Origin of the sequence: Pedococcus aerophilus (genome assembly GCF_039532215.1) — a bacterium.
Classification (GTDB): Bacteria; Actinomycetota; Actinomycetes; order Actinomycetales; family Dermatophilaceae; genus Pedococcus; species Pedococcus aerophilus.
On record NZ_BAAARN010000002.1, the window covers coordinates 27,533 to 50,775 of the forward strand.

Annotated in this window: 21 protein-coding genes; 7 read left to right on the plus strand and 14 right to left on the minus strand. The window is 72.4% G+C overall.

The window, feature by feature from the left end; translation table 11 throughout:
• Positions 1 to 24: 24 nt before the first annotated feature.
• The 3 genes from ABD286_RS11260 to groES form a co-directional block, all read right to left on the minus strand.
• Positions 25 to 1,554, minus strand: a complete 1,530-nt coding sequence (locus ABD286_RS11260; protein WP_344193409.1) for a SigE family RNA polymerase sigma factor — start codon at positions 1,552 to 1,554, stop codon at positions 25 to 27.
• A gap of 215 nt (positions 1,555 to 1,769) precedes the next feature.
• Positions 1,770 to 3,389 carry a chaperonin GroEL gene (groL, locus tag ABD286_RS11265; RefSeq protein WP_344193411.1) on the minus strand — a complete coding sequence of 540 codons (1,620 nt, stop codon included), beginning with the start codon at positions 3,387 to 3,389 and terminating at the stop codon, positions 1,770 to 1,772.
• Between the two features lie 101 nt (positions 3,390 to 3,490).
• Positions 3,491 to 3,784 (minus strand): co-chaperone GroES, encoded by a 294-nt coding sequence (gene groES / locus ABD286_RS11270; RefSeq protein ID WP_344193413.1) that lies wholly within the window; start codon positions 3,782 to 3,784, stop codon positions 3,491 to 3,493.
• 367 nt (positions 3,785 to 4,151) lie between these two features.
• On the opposite strand from groES, the gene ABD286_RS11275 reads away from it, so the two are divergent.
• From ABD286_RS11275 to ABD286_RS11290, 4 genes are all read left to right on the plus strand, one after another.
• Positions 4,152 to 4,955, plus strand: a complete 804-nt coding sequence (locus ABD286_RS11275) for a GNAT family N-acetyltransferase (protein WP_344193681.1) — start codon at positions 4,152 to 4,154, stop codon at positions 4,953 to 4,955.
• Between the two features lie 69 nt (positions 4,956 to 5,024).
• The gene (locus ABD286_RS11280; protein ID WP_344193416.1) at positions 5,025 to 6,257 is read left to right on the plus strand and encodes a THUMP-like domain-containing protein; all 1,233 of its coding nucleotides are present in this window, start codon (positions 5,025 to 5,027) and stop codon (positions 6,255 to 6,257) included.
• A gap of 134 nt (positions 6,258 to 6,391) precedes the next feature.
• The gene (locus ABD286_RS11285; protein ID WP_344193418.1) at positions 6,392 to 7,117 is read left to right on the plus strand and encodes a VldE C-terminal domain-containing protein; all 726 of its coding nucleotides are present in this window, start codon (positions 6,392 to 6,394) and stop codon (positions 7,115 to 7,117) included.
• Between the two features lie 132 nt (positions 7,118 to 7,249).
• Positions 7,250 to 8,650: an HNH endonuclease signature motif containing protein gene (locus ABD286_RS11290; RefSeq protein ID WP_344193420.1), complete on the plus strand. Its 1,401-nt coding sequence runs from the start codon at positions 7,250 to 7,252 to the stop codon at positions 8,648 to 8,650.
• Between the two features lie 61 nt (positions 8,651 to 8,711).
• On the opposite strand, the gene ABD286_RS11295 is transcribed toward ABD286_RS11290, so the two are convergent.
• A complete protein-coding gene (locus ABD286_RS11295; RefSeq protein WP_344193421.1) occupies positions 8,712 to 9,533 on the minus strand; it encodes a PfkB family carbohydrate kinase in 822 nt (273 codons plus the stop codon).
• Positions 9,533 to 10,513 carry a nucleoside hydrolase gene (locus tag ABD286_RS11300; protein WP_344193423.1) on the minus strand — a complete coding sequence of 327 codons (981 nt, stop codon included), beginning with the start codon at positions 10,511 to 10,513 and terminating at the stop codon, positions 9,533 to 9,535. Before ABD286_RS11300 ends, ABD286_RS11295 begins: the two co-directional genes overlap by 1 nt.
• Before the next feature lie 202 nt (positions 10,514 to 10,715).
• Here ABD286_RS11300 and ABD286_RS11305 point away from each other — a divergent pair, with 202 nt between their 5' ends.
• Positions 10,716 to 11,978: a glycoside hydrolase family 3 N-terminal domain-containing protein gene (locus tag ABD286_RS11305; protein ID WP_344193425.1), complete on the plus strand. Its 1,263-nt coding sequence runs from the start codon at positions 10,716 to 10,718 to the stop codon at positions 11,976 to 11,978.
• Positions 11,979 to 12,010: 32 nt separating this feature from the next.
• On the opposite strand, the gene tsaD is transcribed toward ABD286_RS11305, so the two are convergent.
• The 6 genes from tsaD to alr are packed head-to-tail and all read right to left on the minus strand — an operon-like array spanning position 12,011 to position 17,035.
• Positions 12,011 to 13,060, minus strand: coding sequence for a tRNA (adenosine(37)-N6)-threonylcarbamoyltransferase complex transferase subunit TsaD (gene tsaD, locus ABD286_RS11310; RefSeq protein WP_344193427.1), 1,050 nt, complete (start codon positions 13,058 to 13,060; stop codon positions 12,011 to 12,013).
• Positions 13,057 to 13,506, minus strand: a complete 450-nt coding sequence (gene rimI, locus ABD286_RS11315) for a ribosomal protein S18-alanine N-acetyltransferase (protein ID WP_344193429.1) — start codon at positions 13,504 to 13,506, stop codon at positions 13,057 to 13,059. Before rimI ends, tsaD begins: the two co-directional genes overlap by 4 nt.
• On the minus strand, positions 13,503 to 14,183 hold the full coding sequence (tsaB, locus tag ABD286_RS11320; protein ID WP_344193431.1) for a tRNA (adenosine(37)-N6)-threonylcarbamoyltransferase complex dimerization subunit type 1 TsaB: 681 nt from the start codon (positions 14,181 to 14,183) through the stop codon (positions 13,503 to 13,505). Before tsaB ends, rimI begins: the two co-directional genes overlap by 4 nt.
• Positions 14,183 to 14,677 (minus strand): tRNA (adenosine(37)-N6)-threonylcarbamoyltransferase complex ATPase subunit type 1 TsaE, encoded by a 495-nt coding sequence (tsaE, locus tag ABD286_RS11325; protein WP_344193433.1) that lies wholly within the window; start codon positions 14,675 to 14,677, stop codon positions 14,183 to 14,185. Before tsaE ends, tsaB begins: the two co-directional genes overlap by 1 nt.
• The gene (locus ABD286_RS11330) at positions 14,670 to 15,854 is read right to left on the minus strand and encodes an alpha/beta fold hydrolase (RefSeq protein WP_344193435.1); all 1,185 of its coding nucleotides are present in this window, start codon (positions 15,852 to 15,854) and stop codon (positions 14,670 to 14,672) included. The genes tsaE and ABD286_RS11330 overlap by 8 nt, the downstream gene beginning before the upstream one ends.
• A complete protein-coding gene (gene alr / locus ABD286_RS11335; RefSeq protein ID WP_344193437.1) occupies positions 15,851 to 17,035 on the minus strand; it encodes an alanine racemase in 1,185 nt (394 codons plus the stop codon). The genes ABD286_RS11330 and alr overlap by 4 nt, the downstream gene beginning before the upstream one ends.
• 128 nt (positions 17,036 to 17,163) lie before the next feature.
• Between alr and ABD286_RS11340 the strand changes: the two genes are divergently transcribed.
• Positions 17,164 to 18,393, plus strand: a complete 1,230-nt coding sequence (locus ABD286_RS11340; RefSeq protein ID WP_344193439.1) for an MFS transporter — start codon at positions 17,164 to 17,166, stop codon at positions 18,391 to 18,393.
• 64 nt (positions 18,394 to 18,457) lie between these two features.
• On the opposite strand, the gene ABD286_RS11345 is transcribed toward ABD286_RS11340, so the two are convergent.
• Genes ABD286_RS11345 through glmS form a run of 3 tightly spaced genes read right to left on the minus strand, consistent with a single transcriptional unit; the run spans position 18,458 to position 22,152 of the window.
• Positions 18,458 to 19,918, minus strand: coding sequence for a bifunctional ADP-dependent NAD(P)H-hydrate dehydratase/NAD(P)H-hydrate epimerase (locus tag ABD286_RS11345; RefSeq protein WP_344193441.1), 1,461 nt, complete (start codon positions 19,916 to 19,918; stop codon positions 18,458 to 18,460).
• 1 nt (position 19,919) lies between these two features.
• Positions 19,920 to 20,270, minus strand: coding sequence for a holo-ACP synthase (locus ABD286_RS11350; protein ID WP_344193443.1), 351 nt, complete (start codon positions 20,268 to 20,270; stop codon positions 19,920 to 19,922).
• A gap of 22 nt (positions 20,271 to 20,292) precedes the next feature.
• Positions 20,293 to 22,152 (minus strand): glutamine--fructose-6-phosphate transaminase (isomerizing), encoded by a 1,860-nt coding sequence (gene glmS / locus ABD286_RS11355; RefSeq protein ID WP_344193446.1) that lies wholly within the window; start codon positions 22,150 to 22,152, stop codon positions 20,293 to 20,295.
• A 103-nt stretch (positions 22,153 to 22,255) separates the two neighbouring features.
• On the opposite strand from glmS, the gene coaA reads away from it, so the two are divergent.
• Positions 22,256 to 23,227, plus strand: a complete 972-nt coding sequence (coaA, locus tag ABD286_RS11360) for a type I pantothenate kinase (protein ID WP_344193448.1) — start codon at positions 22,256 to 22,258, stop codon at positions 23,225 to 23,227.
• The last annotated feature ends 16 nt before the right edge of the window (positions 23,228 to 23,243 follow it).

Consider the following 23,243-nt stretch of genomic DNA (forward strand, 5'->3'; position numbering starts at 1 on the left):
CCCAACCCCGGCGTCGGGGTGGCGTCAGTTCGCGTTGAGCAGCGCCCGGAGCATGCTCCGCGTCTCGGGATCGGCGCGCCAGGAGTCCCGCAGGTGCCCGTCCACCGAGAACTCCTGCCCGCAGGTGCTGCTGAGCTCAAGGACCCGACCGGTCTCGGTCCGCGCGCGGATCACCGTGCGGTACGCCGGTCCCTGCCCGCAGTCACCCTTCGCCGTACGCCGCGACCCTGCCCGTGCGAGCTCCTCGTTGAGGTGTGCGAGGTCCGGCAGCCCCAGCACGTTCCCGCGCACCTGACGGAACCTCGGTATGGCGCTCGGTCGCGCCGGCGCCAGGGGATGCAGGCACGCGGTGGCCGAGACCAGCACCGTCCCGCGGCGCAGCCCCGGACCGGTGCCCGTCGGGTCGACGGTGCGGCCGAGCGCCGTGGGACACCCGAGGAAGTCGCCGTCGCCCGGGTCGGAGCGGGCCGCCTGCTCGGCGGTGGCGACGTATACCTGCGCCAGGGCGGGCCACCCGTCGCAGGCCAGTCCCTCGTTGGCCCAGGTGGTCGTCGTGCCGTCCCGTCCGAGGAGCAGCAGGCGGAACGCCGGGCCGTGGGGGAGGTCCGGGCAGGCCGAGCCTGCGCCTCGGGGTTCGAGGACCAGGGAGTCCAGGGCGAGGGCGTCGGTGACCGGGTCGTCAGGAGCCAGCGGGCCGCTCCACACGGAGTCGTCGTCGGTGCGCGCGCACACCAGCGCCGCCACGAACGACGCGCTGAGTGGCGGCTCGACAGGTCGCGGCGGTGCGGGCGACCCGGGTGACGAGCGGCAGGACAGCGCCGACGGCACCAGCCTCGCGGTGGGCCGCGGCGCAGGGGCCGGGCCCGGCACCTGCCCGGGAGGTCCGGGGACGAGGCTGACGACGAGCGCCGTGACAGCCACCGCCCCCACGGCGAACAACCACCCCCACGCACCCCGGCGTCGCGCCGACGGCGCCACCTCCGCCGAGAGCAGGAGGTCCACCGGCGGGTCGTCCGGCGCGAGCGACTCGAGCAGGCCGCGCACCCCACGCTCATCGAGCCCGAACCGGTCGTTGAGCACCGCGAGCGCGTGGCGGAGGTGGTGGCGGACCGGGCCGACGTCGTCGTCGAGCAGGTCGGCCACCTGGCCCACCCCGAGTCCGTCGAAGAGGACGAGCACCAGGATCGTCCGCTCCACCCGAGAGAGGGCGTCGAGCGGCCCCAGAGCGTGGAGGTGCGGGTCCTTCTCGTTGTCAGTGAGCGGATCACGTTGTGGCGCAGACGATTTCCGACCACCGACGTCGGGGCCTGCACCATGGTGGTGTCGCCGCAGGTGGGCCTGGACGAGGAACCGTCGAAGGTCGGTGTCGTAGGAGCCCGCCCCGTGCTCGGCCAGGTGCGACCACTGCGGCCACGCCCGGGCGAGCGCCGTGCGGACGAGCCGGTAGGACGCCTGCTCCTCGCCCACGAGCAGCCACGCGGTGCGCAGCAGGTCGCCACCGCGGGCCACGACGTACTCGTCGAACCCCGGCCGGTCCACGACGTGCTCTGCCACGGCCACCTCGCTGTGCACTCCCCCACCACAGCGTCGCACCGAGGGCGACCGTGCGCCATACCCGCAGGCTTCCGGGCATGCAGGAGGGCCCGCCCCCACCGTGGTGGGGACGGGCCCTCGAGGTATGGCGCGGGGTCCCCCGCGCGTCACCGGCTCAGGTCAGTCCTGGACGACCTGCTGCGCCCGGTCAGTCCTGCACGACCTGCTGCGCCCGGTCAGTGACCGTGGCCGTGTCCGTGACCGCCACCGGCGGCCTCGGGCTCCTCTTCCTTCTTCTCCACGACGAGCGTGTCGGTGGTGAGGACCATCGACGCGATCGAGGCGGCGTTGCGCAGGGCGGAGCGGGTGACCTTGACCGGGTCGATGACGCCGGCCTTGATCAGGTTCACGTACTCGCCGGTCGCCGCGTTGAGGCCGTTGCCGGGCTCGAGCTCGGAGACCTTGGAGACGGCGACGTAGCCCTCGAGGCCGGCGTTCTCGGCGATCCAACGCAGCGGCTCGGCCGACGCCTTCTTGACGATGAGCGAACCGGTCGCCTCGTCGCCCTCGAGGCCGAGGTCGTCGATGGCGGAGGAGGCGTGGACGAGGGCGGAGCCGCCACCGGCGACGATGCCCTCCTCGATGGCCGCGCGGGTCGCCGAGATGGCGTCCTCGATGCGGTGCTTCTTCTCCTTGAGCTCCACCTCGGTGTGGGCACCCACCTTGATGACGCAGACGCCACCGGCGAGCTTGGCGAGGCGCTCCTGGAGCTTCTCGCGGTCCCAGTCGGAGTCGGTGCGCTCGATCTCGGCCTTGATCTGGTTGACCCGGCCGTCGACGTCGGACTTGTCGCCGCCACCGTCGATGATCGTCGTGTTGTCCTTGGTGACGACGACGCGGCGGGCCTGGCCCAGCACGTCGAGGTCGGCCTGATCGAGCTTGAGCCCGACCTCCTCGGAGATGACCTGGCCGCCGGTGAGGACGGCGATGTCTTGGAGCATGGCCTTGCGGCGGTCGCCGAAGCCGGGAGCCTTGACGGCCACGACGTTGAACGTGCCGCGGATCTTGTTGACCACCAGAGTCGACAGCGCCTCGCCGTCGATGTCCTCGGCGATGATCAGCAGGGGCTTGCCGGACTTGACGACCTTCTCCAGCACCGGGAGGACGTCGGAGATGGCCGAGATCTTGCCCTGGTTGATGAGGATGTAGGCGTCCTCGACCACGGCCTCCATGCGCTCGGCGTCGGAGACGAAGTACGGGGAGATGTAGCCCTTGTCGAACTGCATGCCCTCGGTGAACTCGAGCTCGGTCGTCGCGGTCGAGGACTCCTCGACGGTGATGACGCCGTCCTTGCCGACCTTGTCGAACGCGTCGGCGATGGTGGAGCCGATGACCTGGTCCTGCGCGGACAGCGCAGCGACCTGGGCGATCTCGTCCTTGCCCTCGATCTCGCGGGCGGTCTCGAGCAGGCGAGCCGACACGGCCTCGACGGCCTTGTCGATGCCGCGCTTCAGGCCGGACGGGGCGGCACCCGCGGCAACGTTGCGCAGGCCCTCCTTGACCATGGCCTGGGCGAGCACGGTGGCGGTGGTGGTGCCGTCACCTGCGACGTCGTTGGTCTTGGTGGCGACCTCCTTGGCGAGCTGGGCCCCGAGGTTCTCGTACGGGTCCTCGAGCTCGACCTCACGCGCGATGGTCACACCGTCGTTGGTGATCGTGGGGGCGCCCCACTTCTTGTCGATGACGACGTTGCGGCCCTTCGGGCCGAGCGTCACCTTGACTGCGTTCGCGAGCGCGTCGACTCCGCGCTCGAGCGACTTGCGAGCGGAGTCGTTGAACTCCAGCGTCTTAGCCATGAAAGTCCTTCTTTAGCAGCGAAAAACGGGGAACGAAGGCAACATGCCCTGTATGCCGACCAGTCGGCATACAGGGCATGTCACTCACGCGGTGCGGATGCTCAGCCGACGATGGCGAGGATGTCGCGCGCGGACAGGATGAGGTACTCCTGGCCGCCGTGCTTGATCTCGGTGCCGCCGTACTTGCTGTAGATGACCCGGTCGCCGACGGTGACGTCGAGCGGGACGCGGTTGCCGTTGTCGTCGATCCGGCCGGGACCGATCGCGAGGACCTCGCCCTCCTGGGGCTTCTCCTTCGCGGTGTCCGGGATGACGAGACCGGACGCAGTGGTCTGCTCGGCCTCGACGGACTTGACGACGATGCGGTCTTCGAGCGGCTTGATGGAAACCGACACGATGGTGACCTCCCCTTCGGGAATGTCGAAAGTGGACAGGTGGATGGTGCTGGTGCTGCAGGTGGTGCGAGTGCTGCCGGGCGGTCGCCGTCGCGGGGATCGACCGACTGGCTGGCTGGCACTCGACGAACCTGAGTGCCAACGCAAATCTAGGCTCGTGGTTAGCACTCGGTCAACTCGAGTGCCAGACGTTCTCCGTCCGTTCGCCGAGGGCTGATCCGGCCCGGCGGCCACAGTCGCCGGAAACCCGGTTGCGGTGGAGGCCGGCACCCGGAAGGTTCGGGCCGTGACCGACCCCCGAGACGACTCTCGCAGCGACTCCCAAAGCGACTCCCACAGCGCCTCCCGAAGTGATCCTGCGGCCCTCCTGCGCGCCTACGACGAGCAGCTCCGCGACGAGGCCGAGACGCCGTCGGCCGTCCACGTCGAGCGGCTCGGTCCGCTGCGCCTCGCGACCTTCCTGCGTGGCCGCGGCTTCATCACCTACTCGACGCTCGCGCAGGACGGTCGACCTGCGACGCCCGAGTCGGTCGAGGCGCTCGTCGACGGCGCCCTCGCGCACTACCGGTCCGACCCGTCGATCGTCTGTGTCGAGTGGAAGACCCGCGGCCACGACCACGCCCCGGGGCTCCACGAGACGCTCCTCGCCCACGGCTTCACGCCGGACGAGCCCGAGTCGGTGATGGTCGGCGAGGCCGTCCTGCTCGCGGTGGACGTCGCGGTCTCCCCCGACGTGGCCGGCGAACTCGTCGTCCGTCAGGTCACCGACGAGGACGACGTCCGCGCCATGTGCGCCATGCAGGCCGAGGTGTTCGGTGACACCCCCGAGTTCGCCGAGGAGATCCTCGCCCAGGTGCTGCACCGGCTGAGGACCCGGGACGACATGGAGATGTGGGTCGCCGAGGTCGGCGACCAGATCGTCAGCGCCGGCCGGCTCGAACCCGTCGAGGGCACCGAGTTCGCCGGCATCTGGGGCGGTGCGACAAGACCGGAGTGGCGGGGCAAAGGGATCTACCGGGCCCTGACCTCCGCCCGTGCGCGGTCCGCGATCTCCCTCGGCAAGCGGTACCTCAACAGCGACTCCACGGAGTTCTCCCGGCCGATCCTCGAGCAGTCCGGGCTCGTGAAGGTCACCACCACGACCCCCTACGAGTGGCGCAGGGACGCCTGACGCCGCAACCGCGCGCAACCTCCGCGTCCGCGCACCCGCGACCACGCGGTATACGCCAGAATGCTCGCCATGGACCTCCCCCTGCTGCGCCGGCTCACGACCGGTGAGGGGTGGGGACTCCTCCAGTCACTGCCCCCGTACGACGAGTCGGGGGCTCTCGCGCTGCAGCAGCGGCTGCGCGGCGCAGGGTTCGAGCCGGACCTCGTGGCGGCGGCCCTCAACCAGGCCCGGCTGCGCGAGAAGGCGACGGGGAAGTTCGGCCAGTTCGCTCGCGGCATGGTGTTCACCTCCGACGGGCTCGAGCAGGCCACCCGCCTGTCCGTCGCGGCGCAGCACGCGCAACGGTTCCGCGCGGCAGGCATCCACACGGTCCACGACCTCGGCTGCGGGATCGGGGCGGACGCGATGGCCGTGGCCGGCCTCGACCTGCGCGTCCGCGCCATCGACGCCGACGAGGTCACCGCAGCCATCGCCGCCGTGAACCTGCGCCACTGGCCCGACTCCACCGCCGAACAAGGGCTGGCGGAGGAGTTCACCCCGCCGGCCGGCGAGGGTGCACGAGGCGTCGGAGCGTGGCTGGACCCGGCGCGACGCACCCCGGGGGTCGCCGACATCACCGGACGCACCCGCCGCCTGTTCCGCCTCGAGGAGATCTCGCCGTCCTGGGACACGGTGCAGGAGCTGGCCAAGGCGCTGCCCGCCACCGGGGCGAAGCTCAGTCCCGGGTTCCCCCACGCCGCGGTGCCCGCGGGGGCGGAGGCGCAGTGGACGTCGGTGGACGGCGAGGTCGTCGAGTGCACGGTGTGGTTCGGCCCCCTGGTCCGGACCGCCGGGCGCACCGCCGCGGTCCTGCGCGAGGGGTCCTCCCCCGTCCTGGTGACCGAGCGCGACGGCGACAGCACGGCGCCGACCCTGACCAACCTCGCCGAGGTCGGGGCCTGGCTCTACGAACCCGACCGCGCCGTGCTCCGGGCTGGGCTCGTCCCCGCCCTCACCGCCGCGACCGGTGGCGCCGAGCTCGATGCCGGGGTCGGCTACGTCGGCTCCTCCCGGTCCGTCGACATCCCCTGGGCACGTCGGTATGCCGTCGTGGAGGCCATGCCGTTCAACGTCAAGGCGCTGCGTGGCTGGTTGCGCGACCACGGCATCGACCGGCTCACCATCAAGAAGCGCGGGGTGAGCATCGACGCCGACGTGCTGCGGCGACAGCTGCGGCTGCCCGCCAAGGGCCACACCGAGGCGATCGTCGTGCTCACGCGGGTGCGCAGCAACCAGGTCGCGCTCATCGTCAAACCCGCCTGAGCACACCGCCTCAACCCGTCCTCAGCACGTCGATCGGGCCCAACCCCCCGCAAGGGCACGCAAACGACCACCATCGGCGCGACGCGCCGCCGGGGTTGGCCACATCCGGGGGGCCTGACCTAGCCTCGACGGCAATGTCTACCGAGAACCCCGGCCCCGGCCGCCACCGCGGCGCGGGCCTGCCCCCCACGTCCTTGGTGAGCGCTCTCTGGCGACGCCCCAACCACCGCTCGGCCCTCAAGGGCCTCGGCCTGGCTGCCACCGCCCTCGGCGTGGCCACCGCCTTCGCCGCCCCACCGGCCACGCCGTCGTACCAGCTGACGGCCGAGGAGCGGCAGGCTCCGGTGCGCGCCGTGGCCTCCGAGGCCGCCGCCCCCGAGAAGGTCGACGAGTACGGCGTCATCGGGTTCACCGCGCAGGCCAAGCCCAAGCCGAAGCCCAAGCCCGCCCCGAAGCCGGCCGCCAAGCCGTCGGCCACGACCGAACGTGCCCCCGAACGGGTCTCCCGCGGCGCCAACTACTCGCGCGCCGGGCTCGGCCCGCTGGCCGGCATGTCGTCCAACGCCGTGGCCGTCGTCAACGAGGTGCACGCGGCCTTCCCGTCGCTGAGCAACATCGGCGGCTTCCGGGCCGGCGACCCCGGCGACCACGGCTCCGGCCACGCGGTCGACATCATGTGCTCCTCCGGCCCCGGCGACGCCGTCGCTGCGCACCTGCAGGACATGGCCGGCGAGCTCGGCATCAAGTACATCATCTGGAAGCAGCGGATCTGGTACCCCGGCGGTGGCTGGAAGAGCATGGAGGACCGCGGCAGCGTGACCGAGAACCACTACGACCACGTGCACGTCTCGGTCAACTGACGGAGTCGTTCCCTCCGCTCTGCACGGCTTTCCGGGCCGTTGACGGTACATCGAATTGCGTTGCGCTGCAGCGCCTTCCGGAGCTGCGAATCACCCTGACCGTTGTCAGTGGTCGCCGATAGCGTTCTCGGTATGGCGCTCGCACCAGACTCCCAGCACCCCACCTCTGGTGGCGGTTCGGGCCCCGGCGTGCTGGCCTCGGCGCAGGACGCCCTGCACGCCGTCACCGGTGCGGACCCGACCCGGTTGTGGGTGTTGACCGACCCCCAGGTCGCACAGGCCCTGGGAGTCCTGGCCGAGCTCGGCGCCGCTGTCCGGGCCCAGGTCGCGGTGGTCCTGGCCGAGGCCAAAGGCCGCGGGCTCGGGTCGGGCCAGGGGTGGGGGCCTGTGGACTGGGCCCGCGCCCAGGCCCCATCGTTGCCGACCCGCGACCTGCTGGACGCCGACGCGGTCGCGGTCGCGATGACCCATGCCGCAGCGGTCGACTGCGGTGACCACCGTCTCGATGAGGTCCTGTCCGCGGTCCGCGACGCCTGCTCTCCCGAGGCCGACCAGCGCGCTGATGCTCTTGGGGTGGGCAAGGCAGCGCAGCTGTGCCGGTTCCACACCAGCATCCGCGGGCTGGCCGACCCCGACGACCTCGCCGGAGCCACGACGGCGCTGCTCCACGGTGCCCGCGGAGCCGACGGGTTGCCCGAAACGCGACTCGCGACCGCGGTCCGGCGTGCCGGTGAGGTGATCCGCCCCGACGCCGCGGTCGAGCGCGACGCTGACCACCGGCGGGCGCACCGGTCCCTGGTCAAGGGCCGCGGCCCGGTCGGCATGAGCCGCTACACGCTGGTCCTGGACGAGGAAGGCGCCGCGATCGTCGACGCCGCCGTCGACGCCCTGGCCAGACCCCGCCGTGACCAGGACACCGGGGAGCACGACCCACGCACCCCAGCCGCGCGCCGGGCGGACGCGCTGCTGGACCTGGTCGGGCGGGCCGTGTCGGCCCCCGACGGGGTGCCGCGGCAGGCCAAGACGTCACTGGTCGTCACGGTGCCGTTGGAGGTGCTGGCAGGCCGCTGCCATGGCAGCGGCATCACGATGGGTGACGAGGGGTTGACCGCGGGAGCGGTGCGCCGCCTCGCCTGTGATGCACAGGTCATCCCAGTCGTCCTCGGCTCCCGCGGCGAGGTCCTCGACCAAGGCACGGCGGTGCGGTTGTTCGACCGGGCCCAGATCCGCCACCTATGGCTCCGCGACGGCGGATGCACCTTCCCAGGATGCTCCAAACCCCCAGCCTGGGCCGACGCCCACCACCTCGTCCACTGGGTCGACGGTGGCCCCACGGACATCGACAACGCCGCCCTCCTCTGCCGCGCCCACCACACCCTCGTCCACCAACAGCGCTACGCCGGCCGCGTCGTCGACCACCCCGACCGAGGCAGGCCGCGGGTCGAGTGGGACCTGACCATCGGGTCCTACGACACCGCCCTGGACCAGTGGCGCAGACGAAAGCGACCCCGCTCCATACCCGCTGCAGCCTGAGCGGGCGATGGCCGATGCCACCACGGGCACGCGGTGAGCAGCCGGCGTGGGGGCTGGCTCGTCAGAGGGCGGGGTCGGACTGGGCGCCGGTGTGACGAACGGCTTCAGCCCCTGCGTCACTCGCCCTGAGCACGGCCTCCGACCGGTCTGCACCGTCGGCCAGGGCCGCTGCGAGCGCTCCGCAGAAGGCATCGCCGGCGCCCGTGGTGTCGACGACGGCGTCGCCCTCGACCGGGGTGCCGTCGTGCCGGACGCCGTCCCAGCTCGAACCGGCCCCGCCGAAGGTCACGAGCAACGAGCTCGGGACCACGTCGGAGTCGGCGAGCTGCATGGCCTCGTGCTCGTTCACGACGAGCGGGTCGGCGAGGGCGGCAACGTCGTGCGGCAGGGCTGCATACGGGGCGGCGTTGATGACCACCCGGGCACCGCGTCCGTGGGCGGCGCGAGCAGCCTTGGCCACCACGGGGATCGGGACCTCGAGCTGGGCGAGCAGCACGTCCCCCGGACCGAGCTCCGGGAGCTCGCCGGAGACGTGGGCGTTGGCGCCGGCGATCACGACGATGGAGTTCTCGCCTTCGCCGTCCACGACGATCCAGGCCTGACCGGTCGGCGTGCCCTCGACGACGCGGACTGCCGCGACGTCGATCCCCCTGCCGCGCAAGCGATTGAGGTAGGCGGTGCCGGGCTCGTCGTCGCCCACCGCCCCCACGAAGACGACCTCGGCCCCGGCCTCCGCCGCGGCGAGCGCCTGGTTGCCGCCCTTCCCGCCGGCGTAGCGCTCGACGGCACCGTCGGCGAGGACCGTCTCGCCGGGGCGCGGGTGGCGTTCGACGTGGGTGACGAGGTCGATGTTGAGCGACCCGAGGACGACGACGCGACCCATCAGCTGGTCCTTCCGGAGACGGTGTCGAGCCAGAGGTCGGCGCAGCGCTGGGAGTCGACCTCGAGGCAGACGTCGATGGTGGACCTCGCCTGGCCGTGCGGGTCGTGGGAGAGGTCGCCGGTCCAGTCGCGGCGGTCGACGATCGTGCGGCCGCGCGACCAGGTGCCGGCGAGCTCCACGCGCACCGGGAGCTTCTCGCGCCGCACCGCGTCGGGGGCCAGCACGGCGCACACCGCGCCGGCGTCGCCGATCGTCGCCGAGTCCGACCCGAACCGGTCGCACTGGAACGCGATCAGCCGCCCGGCCAGCTCAGCGGATCCCCGGCCACCGGCAGCAACGAGTGCTGCCGCCTGCTCGCGCGAGATGCGCGGGTCGTAGAAGACGTCGAGGCCGTACATGGTGACCGCGATGTCGAGGTCGGCGCAGGCATCGAGGACGATCGCCGCAGCCTCCGGGTCGTGGAAGACGTTGAACTCTGCCGAGGCCGTCGCGTTGCCCACGTGCGCGGCGCCACCCATGAACACGATCTCGCGCAGGCCGCGCGCCACCTCGGGGTGGGTGCGCAGCAGCAGGGCGATGTTGGTCAGCGGCGCCAGCGGGACGAGGGTCACCCGGTCCTCACCACCGCGCTCACCGGCGTCGACGAGCACGTCGCGCAGGACCTCGACGGCGTGCCGCGGGTCGGCTCGGCGCTGGGACTTCGGCCAGTCGAGGTCGCCCATGCCGTCCTGGCCGTGGACGTGCCGGGCGTCGACGGCCTCCTCGAGCAGGGGGCGTTCGGCGCCGCGGGCCACGACCACGTCGGGGCGGCTGGCTGCGTCGAGGACCGTGAGGGTGTTCGCGACCACGTCGTCCACGGGCGCGTTGCCGCCGACACAGGTGACCGCCCGCAGCTCGAGGCCGGGGTGGAGCGCGGCCAGCAGCAGCGCGCAGGCGTCGTCGACACCGGTGTCGACGTCGAGGACGACGGGGATTGCCATGCCGGTGATCCTGCCAGAGGCCACGAGTGCTGGCGTGAGGGCAACAGTCGCGGCCGAACGCCCGGATCCGCCACGAGATGTGGCGTGAGGGCAGCAGTCGTGGTCGAACACCCGGATCCGCCACGAGATGTGGCGTGAGGGCAGCAGCCGTGGCGGTGCGAGCGGTTTCGTCGTCGCGGCGGGAGCGGGATAGGTTCGATCGGTGAGAGCCCGTCCCGCCCGTCCCCTGCGCGCCCTCGGTGTCGTCTCGCTCGCGACCCTCGTCGCCGCGGGGTGCGACGCCGGCTCGCCCTCGACCCTCGCGACCACGACAGGACCAGGCTCCGCCACCTCGAGCGCCACCTCGGGCGCGCCCACGACGTCGAGCACGTCGTCGACCGCGTCCCCCTCGAGCAGCAGCACGACCACGACGACAACCACGGCCGCGTCGTGCGGCGAACGGCTCGCGGCGAAGATGACCCCGGAGCAGAGGGCAGGGCAGCTGCTCATGGTGGGCCTGCAGCCCACCGGCAGCTCGACCCGCCTCGCCGCCCAGGTGAAGGCGCAGCACCTCGGCGGCGTGATCTACCTCGGCGGGTGGTCGGGTGGCACCGCCTCGATGGCACGCATCTCGGCCAGGCTCCAGAAGGGCGGGGGCGGTTCGCTGCTCATCGCGGCCGACCAGGAGGGCGGCCAGGTCCAGCAGCTCAAGGGCCCGGGCTTCAGCCAGATGCCCTCGGCGAGGGCGCAGTCGGACAAGGGCACCAAGGCCGAGGAGGCCAACGTCCGCGAGTGGTCGCAGGAGCTCGCCAAGGCCGGCGTCACCATCAACCTCGCTCCCGTCGCCGACACCGTCCCGACCTCGATCGGTGCCGCGAACCAGCCGATCGGCCGCTACCGCCGCGACTTCGTCCCCGGCTCGGCCAAGGGCAACGCCACGTATGTCGCGGCCTTCGTCCGCGGGTCGCTCGCCGCCGACGTCATCCCCACGGTCAAGCACTTCCCCGGGCTCGGCCGGGTCACGGGCAACACCGACCTGACCACCGTCGGGACGACCGACTCGACGACGGACGTGGGCGACCCCTACCTCCAGCCGTTCGAGGCAGGGATCGAGGCGGGTGCGCCGGTCGTCATGGTGTCCTCGGCCCGCTACCCCAAGCTCGACGCGGAGAACCGGGCGATGTTCTCCTCCAAGGTGATCGACGGCCTCCTCCGCGACGACCTCGGCTACGACGGCGTGGTCATCACCGACGACGTGGGGGCCGCCAAGGCCGTGCAGGGGGTGCCGGTGGGCGACCGGGCGACCCGGTTCATCGCGGCCGGCGGCGACATCGTGCTGACGGCCGACGCCGATCAGGCGGCCACGATGCTGAAGGCGATCGCCCGCAAACGCGCCGCCAGTGCCACCTTCGCCACGCAGGTCGACACGGCCGCCGCCCGGGTGCTCGACCTCAAGGCCGACTCCGGCCTCCTCACCTGCGACTGAGGTCCGCCGGGCGACAGATCAACCGTGGCAGGTCAGGACTGGACCAGCGTCACCGGCATCGACGAGTCCGCAGGCAGGTCGAGCTCGGACGGCGTCCGGCCCTTGAGGACCATCTGCGCACCGAGGGCGGCCACCATCGCACCGTTGTCGGTGCACAGCCCCGGCCGCGGCACCCGCAGCGTGATCCCTGCCGCGTCGCACCGCTCCTGGGCCATGGCACGCAGCCGAGAGTTCGCGGCGACGCCTCCACCGATCTGGAGGTTCTGCACCCCGTGCTCGCGACAGGCCAGGATCGCCTTGCGCGTGAGGACGTCGGTGACGGCCTCCTGGAACGACGCGGCGACGTCGGCGACGGGCACCGGCTCCCCCGCGGCCTCCTTGGCCTGGACCCACCGCGACACAGCGGTCTTGAGCCCCGAGAAGGAGAAGTCGAACCGGTAGCGCTCCATGTCGCGTCCGGTCGTCAGACCCCGGGGAAAGTCGATGGCGACCCGATCCCCTTCTCGCGCAACACGATCGATGTGCGGTCCTCCGGGGAACGGCAGACCCAGCACACGGGCGACCTTGTCGAACGCCTCGCCCGCAGCGTCGTCGATGGTCGAGCCGAGGGACTGGATGTCGTGCGTGACGTCGGGGACGAGCAGCAGCGAGGAGTGCCCGCCCGACACGAGCATGGCGAGGGTCGGTTCCGGCAGCGGTCCGTGCTCGACGATGTCGACGGCGACGTGCGAGGCCAGGTGGTTCACGCCGTACAGGGGCTTGCCGAGGGCGACGGCGAGCGACTTCGCGGCGGCCACGCCGACCATCAGGGCGCCGGCCAGGCCGGGGCCAGAGGTGACGGCGATGGCGTCGACGTCGTCGAGCCGGATGCCGGCCTCACGGGTGGCGCGCTCGATCGTCGGGACCATCGCCTCGAGGTGGGCCCGACTGGCCACCTCGGGCACGACCCCGCCGAACCTCGCGTGCTCGTCGACGCTGCTCGCGATCGCGTCGAACAGCAGGGTCTCGCCGCGCACGGCGCCGACCCCGGTCTCGTCGCACGACGTCTCGAAGCCGAGCACCAGCGGCTGGTCTGCACTCATGAGGCCCCTCCGGCCAGGGTCAGGCGCATGACATGGGCGTCCACGTCACCGGGCTGGTAGTAGCGTCGCCGAACGGTCAACAGCTCGAATCCCCTTGTGTCATACAGCTTCCGGGCGGGGGCGTTGTCCTCGCGCACCTCGAGGATGAGGTATGCCGCGTGGTCGGCCTGCGCCCGAGCGACCAGCTCGTCGAGCAGCCGTCTCCCGAGTCCCTGAGCTTGCGCGGACGGGGCCACTGCCATCGTCATCACGTCGGCCACCTCGCCACCGAGGTCGACCCCGGCGTAGCCGACGACGCGACCGTCCTGCTCCTGCACGACGTACGACCGGCGCGGACGACCGGCGAGCTCGGCCCACCACGTCTCAGGCGCCCAGGCGTCATCCGGGAACAGCTCTGCCTCGAGGGCTGCCAGCTCGGGCAGGTCGGTCCAGTGCAGGTCCCTCACTTCTTCCCCCGCTCGGCCGTCGTCAGGGCATCCGGGCGGCGCAGGTAGAGCGGCTCGACCGGCATCTCGTCGGAGGCGAGGATCCCGCGCTCGGCCAGCAGCGCGAGGGTCGCCGCCTGGACGTCGAGGACCCCGAGGGAGTGCGGGAACAGGTCGGGGAAGAGGTCGGGTCCGCGTCCGGCCGTGGGCAGTCCGCGCAGCTCCTCGGGCAGGTCGGCCGGGCGGTCGACAGCCGGCTCGGTGAGGCGACGCGTGACGAGGGACTCGGGGACGTCGGGATCGGTGAGCTCGACGGAGTACCGCGCCCAGTAGACCTCCTTGCGTCGGGCGTCGGTGGCCACGAGCAGGTCCCCACGTCCCACGAGCGGTGCAGCCTCCACGGCGAGGGCGTCGAGGCTGCATATCCCGTGGACCGGGACCCCGCGAGCGTGGCCGAAGACCAGCCCGCTGACGATGCCGACGCGCAGTCCGGTGAAGGGGCCGGGACCGTTGCCGACGACGACGTCGGTGACGTCGGACGGCCCGAGACCCGCGGTGGCGAGGCAGCGCTGGATGAGCGGCGCGACATGCTCTGCGTGGCCGCGGGCGTCCAGGACGCTCGCGGCAGCGGCGACGCCCTCGCCGCGCAGGGCGACGGTGATGGCGGAGGTCGAGGTGTCGATGGCCAGGATCAGCATCAGAGGGTCTCCACCTCGTCGGTCACGGGGGCGGTGAGGGCGGCCAGGTCCACTGAGGCCCAGCGCTGCCCGTGCGGCGTCACCGACGCGATCCGCACGTCCTCACCCTCGAGGACGACCTCGAGGCGGTCGTCGGACAGGTCCTCGGCGAGGCCGTGGCCCCACTCGACGATGGTCACCGACTCCTCGAGCGAGGCGTCGAGGTCGAGGTCGTCGAGCTCGGCGAACCCACCAAGGCGGTAGGCGTCCACGTGGACGAGGGCCGGGCCGTCGACGAGCGAGGGGTGGACCCGGGCGATGACGAACGTCGGGGAGGTGAGCGGGCCGCGTACGCCGAGCCCCTCACCGATGCCCTGCGTGAGGGTGGTCTTGCCCGCACCGAGCCCACCTGTCAGCACGACCAGGTCACCGGCGCGCAGGAACGACGCGAGTCGCACGCCCCACGCCCGGGTGGTCTCGGCCGTCGCGAGCGGCGGGCTGGTCACCTCAGGCACTCCTGCCCCCTCGGCTGCTGCCGCGGCGGGCCTTGGCGACCCGGCGACGCTTCTGCAGGTCTGTCACGGTGCGGCGCACGCGTGGCTTGCGACCGATGTCGATGTGCTCGGCGGACGCGCGCATCCCGCGCTCGACGAGCTCGAGGAACTGCTCGTTGATCACCTCGGGGTGCTCGAGCATGATGATGTGCCCGGCGTCCTCGACGACGACGTGCTCAGCGCCGGGGACGAGCCGGACGATCGCCTCGGAGTGGTCCGGCGGGGTCAGCAGGTCCTGCATCCCGTTGACCACGAGCGTCTCGATGCCGTGGAACTGCTCGAGCGCGGACTGCTTGTCGTGGACGTTGATCGAGGGCAGGAAGTCGGCCATGACCGACAGGGGCGTCCCCATGATCATGTCGCCGGTGTAGCGAATCGTGTGCTGCGCCACCGGGGAGGCGAAGCTGTAGTGGTCGACGATGAGGTCCTCGACGTCGCGTCCGACACGGCGGGCGGTGTTGACGAGCTTCTGCTGCGTGCCGATCCGGGCGAGGAAGCGCGGCCCCAGACGCCCCAAGAGACGACCGACGAACTGGCCGAAGCCCAGCGTCATCATGTTCTGGCCACCGGCGCTCGTGGCCACGAAGGCGGCCGCGATGACGCGCTGGCGCACCACCTCGGGGAACTGGTCGGCCATCGACATCACCGTCATGCCACCCATCGAGTGGCCGATGAGGACCAACGGGCCCTCGGGCGCCGCCTCCTCGATGACGCGGTGCAGGTCACGTCCGAGCTGCTCGATCGTGCACGAGTCGCTGTCGGCCACCTCGGAGCGGCCGTGGCTGCGCTGGTCCCACAGGACGACGCGATATCCGGCTCGCTGCAACGCTTTGCGCTGCAGGACCCAGCTGCGCAGGCTCAGTGTGTAGCCGTGGCTCATGACGATCGTCGGCTTGGCGGCGTCGGCTGCGTCCGCGGCGGGCTCGTCGACCTCGACGTGCAGCGGCACCCCGTCGTCGGCGATGACCGCGAGCTCGTGGTCCGGCACGTGCGCGTACGCCCCGTCGGGAGCGAGGACGGACAGCCGGGCCGTGCGCTCACGGTTGACGCGACCAGCGGCCACGCCGGCTGCTGTGGCGACACCGGCGGCGGCGAGGCCGACCCCGAGTCCGATGAGTCCGCGGTTCGGGGGCGTCACGCCTCCACCTCTCCCAGGTAGACCCTCGGCACCCTGGCGCCGACACGGGTCACGATCTCGTAGTTGATGGTGTCGACTGCCGCAGCCCAGTCCTGCGCGGTGGGCTCGCCGGCGGCCCCGACACCGAACAGGACCGCCTCGTCTCCGGCCACGGCATGGCTGTCGGGGCCGAGGTCGAGCACGAACTGGTCCATGCAGACGCGTCCGGCGACGGTGTACCTGCGCCCGCCGACCTGGACCGGCCCGACGCTGCTGGCGTGGCGGGGCACCCCGTCGGAGTAGCCCATCGGCACCAGGCCGAGCTTCGTCTGCTCGGTCGTCGTGTAGACGTGGCCGTACGAGACGCCTTGTCCCGCAGGCGATTCCTTGACGCTCGACAGGTGCGACACCAACCGCATGGCCTCACGGAGGCCGAACGACTCCGGTGAGCCGAGGTCGGGCACGGGCGACAGCCCGTAGACGGCCACACCGGGCCGGACGAGGTCGTAGTGGGCCGAGGGGTTGGTCAGCGTCGCCGCCGAGTTGGCGAGGTGACGCACCGAGGGACGTATGCCGCTGCGAGCCGCCTGCTCGACGATCCCCTCGAACCGCTCCTGCTGGGCCCGCACCGTCGGGTGCTGCGGCGCGTCGGCATACGCGAAGTGGGAGAAGATCCCCACGACCTCGAGCACGCCCTCGGACTGGAGCGCGGCTGCGCTCGTGAGAATGGCCTCGAGGTCGGCGTCCCAGGCGCCGTTGCGCCCCAGGCCCGTGTCGACCTTGAGGTGGACGCGGGCCGTCGTCCCGGTCCCCCGTGCGGCTGTGACGGCCTGGTCCAGCGCCCAGGTGGTAGAGATCCCGAGCTGGACGTCGTTCGCCAGCGCCGGGGCGAAGTCCTGGCCGGGGACGTGCAGCCAGGACAGCAGCGGCGCGGTCACGCCGGCGGCACGCAGCTCCAGGGCCTCCGGCAGCTGGGCGACCCCGAGCCAGGTCGCGCCGCCCCGCAGGGCCGCCCGCGCACTGGGGACGAGGCCGTGGCCGTACGCATCGGCCTTGACCACGGCCATGAGCTCGGCGGTCGGGGCGTGGCCACGCAGGGCGGCGACGTTGGCGCTGATCGCGCCCAGATCGACCTGCGCGCACGCGGGAAACCCCGGCGGGGCCGGGGCAAGGGGGGTGCTGGACGCCGTGTGGGTGGTCATCACCCACCAGTCTTCCACGGCCTCCCCGGACCTTCTCGCCCGACGGGGCGGCCTCCACCGAACGACGTCCGTCGCCCGCCACTCGGGCATCCCGGCTGCCGTTGGAGCAGGTGGGCGATGCTGGTGCCGTGAGCGGCCCGCCGAATCCACCCAGCGGCCCGCCGCGCGAGATCCGGCGTGCCCGCTGGGCCACGGCAGCGATGTTCGCCACCAATGGTGCGGTCTTCGCCAACGTCGTGCCTCGCTACCCGGACATCGTCGCGCGGCTCGACCTCGACAAGGCTGCCTTCGGGACCGCGGTCGCGGGCTACGGGCTCGGGGCGGTGCTCGCGGGACTCGTGGCGGCTGCCCTGGTCAACCGGCTCGGGTCGGGGCGGGTCGCGGTGGGCGGCACCCTCGCCGTCGCGGCCAACCTCGTCCTGGTCGGCGCAGCACCGTCCTGGGTGCTGCTCGCCATCGCCCTCGGGCTCGCCGGTGCCCTCGACTCCGTGACCGACATCGCCGAGAACGCCCAGGGGCTTCGGGTCGAGCGGGAGTACGGCCGCTCCATCCTCAACTCGATGCACGCGACGTGGAGCATCGGTGCGGTCGTCGGTGGGGCGATGGGCAGTGCCGCCGCCGGGCTCGGCGTCCCGCTGGTGCCGCACCTCGCGGTGGCCGCGGCGTCGGCCATCGCCCTGGCCCTCGTGGTCCGGTCCCGCCTGCTCCCGGGCCGTGACCCCCACCCGGACCGCCCGACCGCCCCGACCGCCCCCGGAGCTGCTGTCGCCCACGGACGTCGCCGGGTCGGGCTCGTGGTCCGGCTCCTGGCCCTGGCCGTGGTGGGTTCGATGGCGCAGGGCATCGAGGACCTCACCTCGACGTGGAGCGCGCTCTACCTGCGCGAGGACCTCGGGGCAGCAGCCGTCGTGGGCGGGCTCGGGTTCGTCGCCCTCCAGAGCCTGCAAACCGTCGGCCGGCTGGTGGGCGACCGTGCCGTCACGGCCTGGGGCGACAGGGCCGTGGCCAGGGCCGGTGCCGGGCTGGCCACCGCAGCGATGGCCCTGGCCCTGCTGGCGCAGTCCCCCGTGCTCACGGTGGTCGCGTTCGGGCTGGTCGGGCTCGGCATCGGCACGCTGATCCCCGCGTCGCTGCGCGCCGCCGACGACATCCCCGGTCTCCCGCGGGGTCTCGGCCTGTCGATCATCGGCATGGGGTTCCGCGTCACGCTGCTCGCCTCCCCGTTGGCGATGGGCGCGCTGGCCCAGTGGCAGGGCCTCGGCGCCGTCATGACGGCGATCCCCGTCGCCGCGGTCCTCGTGCTGGTCCTGGCCGGCTCCCTCCCCGGTCGCGCGCAGCCCGGTCCAGCACGGCCCTGAGCCGCACACCCCCGATGCCGAGGCCCGGGACCTCGGCGCGAGGACGCGAGCGATCAGCAGCCGCTCAGCGGGTGAGGAGGTGGGCCACCGTGCCGGGTATGGCGTGGGCGAGCGCCAGCGCCCGCACCGGACCTCCCGGGTTGGCCCGGTCCGCAGCGACACCGTGGACCAGCGCACCCAGGGACCCCGCGTCGAGGGGCGACAACCCGGCCGCCAGCAGCGCACCGCACACACCCGCGAGCACGTCACCGGCGCCGGCGGTGGCGAGCCACGGCGGGGCGTCGTTCTGCGAGCGGACGGTGCCCTCGGGCGGCACGACCAGGGTGGTCGCGCCCTTGAGCAGCACCGTCGCGCCGGTCAGCCGGGCGGCCCGTCGCGCGTGGGCGAGCGGGGACGCCTGCACCTGCTGACGGGTGACGTCCGCGGAGTCCGCTCCACCGAGCCGGTTGAGCAGCCGGGCCAGCTCACCGGCGTGCGGGGTGAGCAGCGTCGGGGCGTCACGCCGTCCCGTCACGAGGTCGAGCCCCCCGGCGTCGACGAGCGCCGGGAGGTCGGACGCCAGGGCCGCCCGGGCGATGTCGAGCTGGGCCTTGCTGCCTGCCGCGCGCGACGTCGTGTCGAGGCCGGGGCCGACCACCCACGCCTGCACCCGACCGTCGCCGATGACGGCCTCGGGCACGCTCGCCCGCACCAGCGCCGTCGGGGCCGGGGTGCCGACGTAGCGGAGCATGCCGAGCCCCGCTCCGACAGCGGCGGTGCAGCACAGCACGGGTGCTCCGGTGTAGCTCTCGCCACCGGCGACCACCCCGAGCACCCCGCGGGAGTACTTGTCGTCGCTGGCCGTGGGGACCGGCCAGAGCCCCGGCACGTCGGCGAAGTCGAGGCGCTCGACCTCGGGGTCACCCTCGAGCTCGATCCCGATGTCGACGACGGTCAGGCGGCCGACGGCCGACTCGGTCGCGGGCAGCACGTGCACCGGCTTGGGCACCCCGAAGGTCACCGTCTCGTCGGCGAAGACCGCGTCCTCGTGGGCGACCTCACCGGCCGGGTCCTGCCCCGAGGGGAGGTCGACGGCCACGACGTAGGCGTCAGGTGGCAGCGCGTCCACCCAGGCGACGGCCTCGTCCGGCAGGCCGGGTCGTCCACCGATCCCGAGCACGCCGTCGAGGACGAGGTCCGCCCCGGTCAGGACCGCGCGCCAGTCGCCGTCAGCCGCGACGATCCGCACCCCGGCCTCCTGCCAGGACGAGGAGTCGCCGATGGCGAGCGGCCAAGGCCCTTGCAGCGCAACGCATTCCGCGCCCTCGTCCGCAAGGTGGACCGCGGCATACAAGGCATCTGCGCCGTTGTTGCCCGGGCCGGCGAGCACGACCACGCGGCTGCCACCGGTCTCCTCGAGCCGCGCGCGGCAGACGCGCGCGAGGCCCCACGCCGCTCGCGCCATGAGCTCGCCCTCGTCGTCGAGGGTGGCCATGAGCGCGGCCTCCGCCGAGCGCACCGCGTCCGCGGACCAGGCGCGCAGCACCTCAGCCCTCCGCGATGACGACGGCCGACGCGATGCCGGCGTCGTGCGACAGCGAGACGTGCCAGGCGTGGACGCCCAGCGCCTCGGCCCGGGCCTCGACGGTGCCGGTGATCTGCAGGTGCGGCCGGCCGTCCTCACCACGGCGGACCGTGGCGTCCTGCCAGTTGAGGCCCACCGGCGCGCCGAGCGCCTTGGCGAGCGCCTCCTTCGCCGCGAACCGCGCGGCGAGGGAGTTGAGCGGCAGCGACCGCTCCTCCGCCGTGAACAGGCGGTCGAGCAGGCCGGGGGTGCGCTCCAGGGTCTGCCCGAAGCGCTCGACGTCCACGACGTCGATCCCGACCCCGACGATCACGGGTTGCCGCCCACCGCGCCGGTCACTCGACCGTGACGCTCTTGGCGAGGTTGCGGGGCTGGTCGACGTCGAGGCCCTTGGCCGTCGACAGGTGCAGGGCGAAGACCTGGAGCGGGACCACGGTCAGCAGCGGGGCGAGCAGCGGCGACGTCGCGGGCACGCGGATCACCTCGTCGGCGAACGGCACCACGTCCTCGTCACCGTCCTCGGCGACGACGATCGTGCGGGCGCCGCGGGCGCGGATCTCCTGGATGTTGGAGACGACCTTCTTGTGCAGCTCGTGCGGCGTGCCGGGGCCGGGCACCACGATGAACACCGGCTGGCCGGCGTCGATCAGCGCGATGGGGCCGTGCTTGAGCTCACCCGCGGCGAACCCCTCGGCGTGGATGTAGGCGAGCTCCTTGAGCTTGAGCGCGCCCTCCATGGCCACGGGGTAGCCGACGTTGCGGCCGAGGAAGAGCACCGAGCGGGTGTCGGCCATGAACCGCGCGATCTCCTTGACGCGGTCCATGCGGCCGAGCAGCTCCTCGAGCTTGGCCGGGATCTCGTGCAGCTCCTTCATCACCGACTGGGCGTCGTCGGCGAAGGTGCCGCCGCGCAGCTGGGCGAGGTAGAGGCCGAGCACGTAGCAGGCGGTGATCTGGGCGAGGAACGCCTTGGTCGAGGCGACCGCGATCTCGGGCCCGGCGTGCGTGTAGAGGACGGCGTCGGACTCGCGCGGGATGGTCGAGCCGTGGGTGTTGCAGATGCTCAGCGTGAGCGCGCCCAGCTCGCGGGCGTGCTTGACCGCCATCAGGGTGTCCATCGTCTCGCCGGACTGGCTGATGGAGACGACCAGCGTGCGCTCGCTGGCGATCGGGTCGCTGTAGCGGAACTCGTGGGCCAGCGACACCTCGACGGGGATCCGGGTCCAGTGCTCGATGGCGTACTTGGCGACCATGCCGGCGTAGGCGGCGGTGCCGCACGCGACGATGATGATGCGGTCGACGTCCTTGAGCTGGTCCTCGGTGATCGACATGTCGTCGAGCACGAGGCGGCCGTCGGAGTCGGTGCGACCCAGGAGCGTGTCGCCCACGGCGTGCGGCTGGTCGTGGATCTCCTTCTCCATGAACGTCGCGTAGCCACCCTTCTCGGCGGCCGCGGCGTCCCAGGTGACCTCGTAGGGCTTGCCCTCGGCGGGCGTCCCGTCGAAGTTGATGACCGTGTAGCCGTCGGTGGTGATGGTGACGATCTGGTCCTGGCCGAGCTCCAGCGCCTGGCGGGTGTGGCCGATGAAGGCGGCGACGTCGGAGCCGAGGAAGTTCTCGCCCTCACCGAGGCCGACGACGAGCGGGCTGTTGCGACGGGCGCCGACGACCACGCCGGGGCTGTCGGCGTGCACGGCGAGCAGCGTGAAGGCACCCTCGAGGGTGTTGACGACGGCCTTCATGGCCTCGGTCAGGTCACCGGTCTCGGCGTAGGCGCGGGCCACGAGGTGTGCGGCGACCTCGGTGTCGGTCTCGCTCTCGAAGGTGACGCCCTCGGCCAGCAGGCCCTTCTTGAGGGAGTGGAAGTTCTCGATGATGCCGTTGTGGATCAGGGCGAGCCTGCCCCCGTCACCGGCGCGGTGCGGGTGGGCGTTCTGGTCGGTGGGTCCGCCGTGGGTGGCCCAGCGGGTGTGGCCGATGCCGGTCGTCGCGCCGGGGAGCGTCTCGGCGTCGAGCGCGCTCTGCAGGTTGACGAGCTTGCCGGCCCGCTTCTCGCTCGAGACCCCGTCGGTCGTGACGAGCGCGACGCCCGCCGAGTCGTAGCCCCGGTACTCCAGGCGGGCCAGCCCCTCCATGACGACGTCCAGCGCCTTGCCGTCGGCGTTCGGACCGACGTATCCCACGATTCCACACATGCGGAGCAGCCTAACGGCCTGCGGCCCGGCCGTCGGTATCCGCGGCGACCCGGCCGCGCCGAGGAGCGGCACTGCGCACGACCGGGGCTCGTGGTGGGCAACAATGACGCCCGTGAGCCATCCCGCAGCGAGCCATGCTGCCCTCCCTTCGCCCTACGTCGAGCTCGACCGGACGGCGTGGGCCCGGCTCCGCGAGAACCACCCGCTCAACCTCGACGCCGGTGACGTCGCCCGCCTCCAGGGCCTCGGCGAGCGCATCGACCTCGCCGAGGTCGAGGAGGTCTACCTGCCGCTGTCCCGCCTGCTCAACTTCTACGTCGGCGCGACGGCCGGGCTGCACCGCATCACCAGCGACTTCCTCGGCGAGCGGCCGGCCAAGGCGCCGTTCGTCATCGGCGTGGCCGGCTCGGTCGCCGTGGGCAAGTCGACGACGGCCCGCCTGCTCAAGGAGCTGCTCTCCCGCTGGCCCGGCACGCCCCGGGTCGAGCTGCTGACGACCGACGGCTTCCTCTTCCCGAACGCCGAGCTCGAACGCCGGGGCCTGTTGCAGCGCAAGGGTTTCCCCGAGTCCTACGACCGGCGCGCCCTTCTGCGCTTCGTCGCGGAGGTCAAGGCCGGCAAGGCCGAGGTCGCCGCCCCGGTCTACTCCCACCTGACCTACGACATCGTCCCCGGCGAGCAGGTCGTCGTGCACCAACCCGACGTCCTCATCGTCGAGGGGCTCAACGTCCTCCAGGCGCCGCGCCTGCAGGAGGACGGCCGCACCGGCATGGCGGTGAGCGACTTCTTCGACTTCTCGGTCTACGTCGACGCCCACCTCGACGACATCCGCCAGTGGTACGTCGACCGGTTCCTGCGCCTGCGCGAGACGGCCTTCGCGGACCCCGACTCCTACTTCCACCGGTACGCGGCCTTCACCGACGAGCAGGCGCGGGAGCGGGCCAGCCAGATCTGGGCCGACATCAACGAGGTCAACCTCCGCGAGAACGTGCTGCCCACCCGGAGCCGCGCGACCCTCGTGCTGTCCAAGGGCAAGGACCACAGCGTCCGCCGGATCCGCCTGCGCAAGCTCTGACGCGCACAATGGCAGG

Coding starts and splice junctions, on each gene's coding strand:
- groL (WP_344193411.1), bottom strand. CDS start 3,389: ATGGCTAAGACGCTGGAGTTCAACGACTCCGCTCGCAAGTCGCTCGAG.
- ABD286_RS11280 (WP_344193416.1), top strand. CDS start 5,025: ATGGACCTCCCCCTGCTGCGCCGGCTCACGACCGGTGAGGGGTGGGGA.
- ABD286_RS11285 (WP_344193418.1), top strand. CDS start 6,392: ATGTCTACCGAGAACCCCGGCCCCGGCCGCCACCGCGGCGCGGGCCTG.
- ABD286_RS11290 (WP_344193420.1), top strand. CDS start 7,250: ATGGCGCTCGCACCAGACTCCCAGCACCCCACCTCTGGTGGCGGTTCG.
- ABD286_RS11295 (WP_344193421.1), bottom strand. CDS start 9,533: ATGGGTCGCGTCGTCGTCCTCGGGTCGCTCAACATCGACCTCGTCACC.
- ABD286_RS11300 (WP_344193423.1), bottom strand. CDS start 10,513: ATGGCAATCCCCGTCGTCCTCGACGTCGACACCGGTGTCGACGACGCC.
- tsaD (WP_344193427.1), bottom strand. CDS start 13,060: ATGAGTGCAGACCAGCCGCTGGTGCTCGGCTTCGAGACGTCGTGCGAC.
- tsaB (WP_344193431.1), bottom strand. CDS start 14,183: ATGCTGATCCTGGCCATCGACACCTCGACCTCCGCCATCACCGTCGCC.
- alr (WP_344193437.1), bottom strand. CDS start 17,035: ATGACCACCCACACGGCGTCCAGCACCCCCCTTGCCCCGGCCCCGCCG.
- glmS (WP_344193446.1), bottom strand. CDS start 22,152: ATGTGTGGAATCGTGGGATACGTCGGTCCGAACGCCGACGGCAAGGCG.
- coaA (WP_344193448.1), top strand. CDS start 22,256: ATGACGCCCGTGAGCCATCCCGCAGCGAGCCATGCTGCCCTCCCTTCG.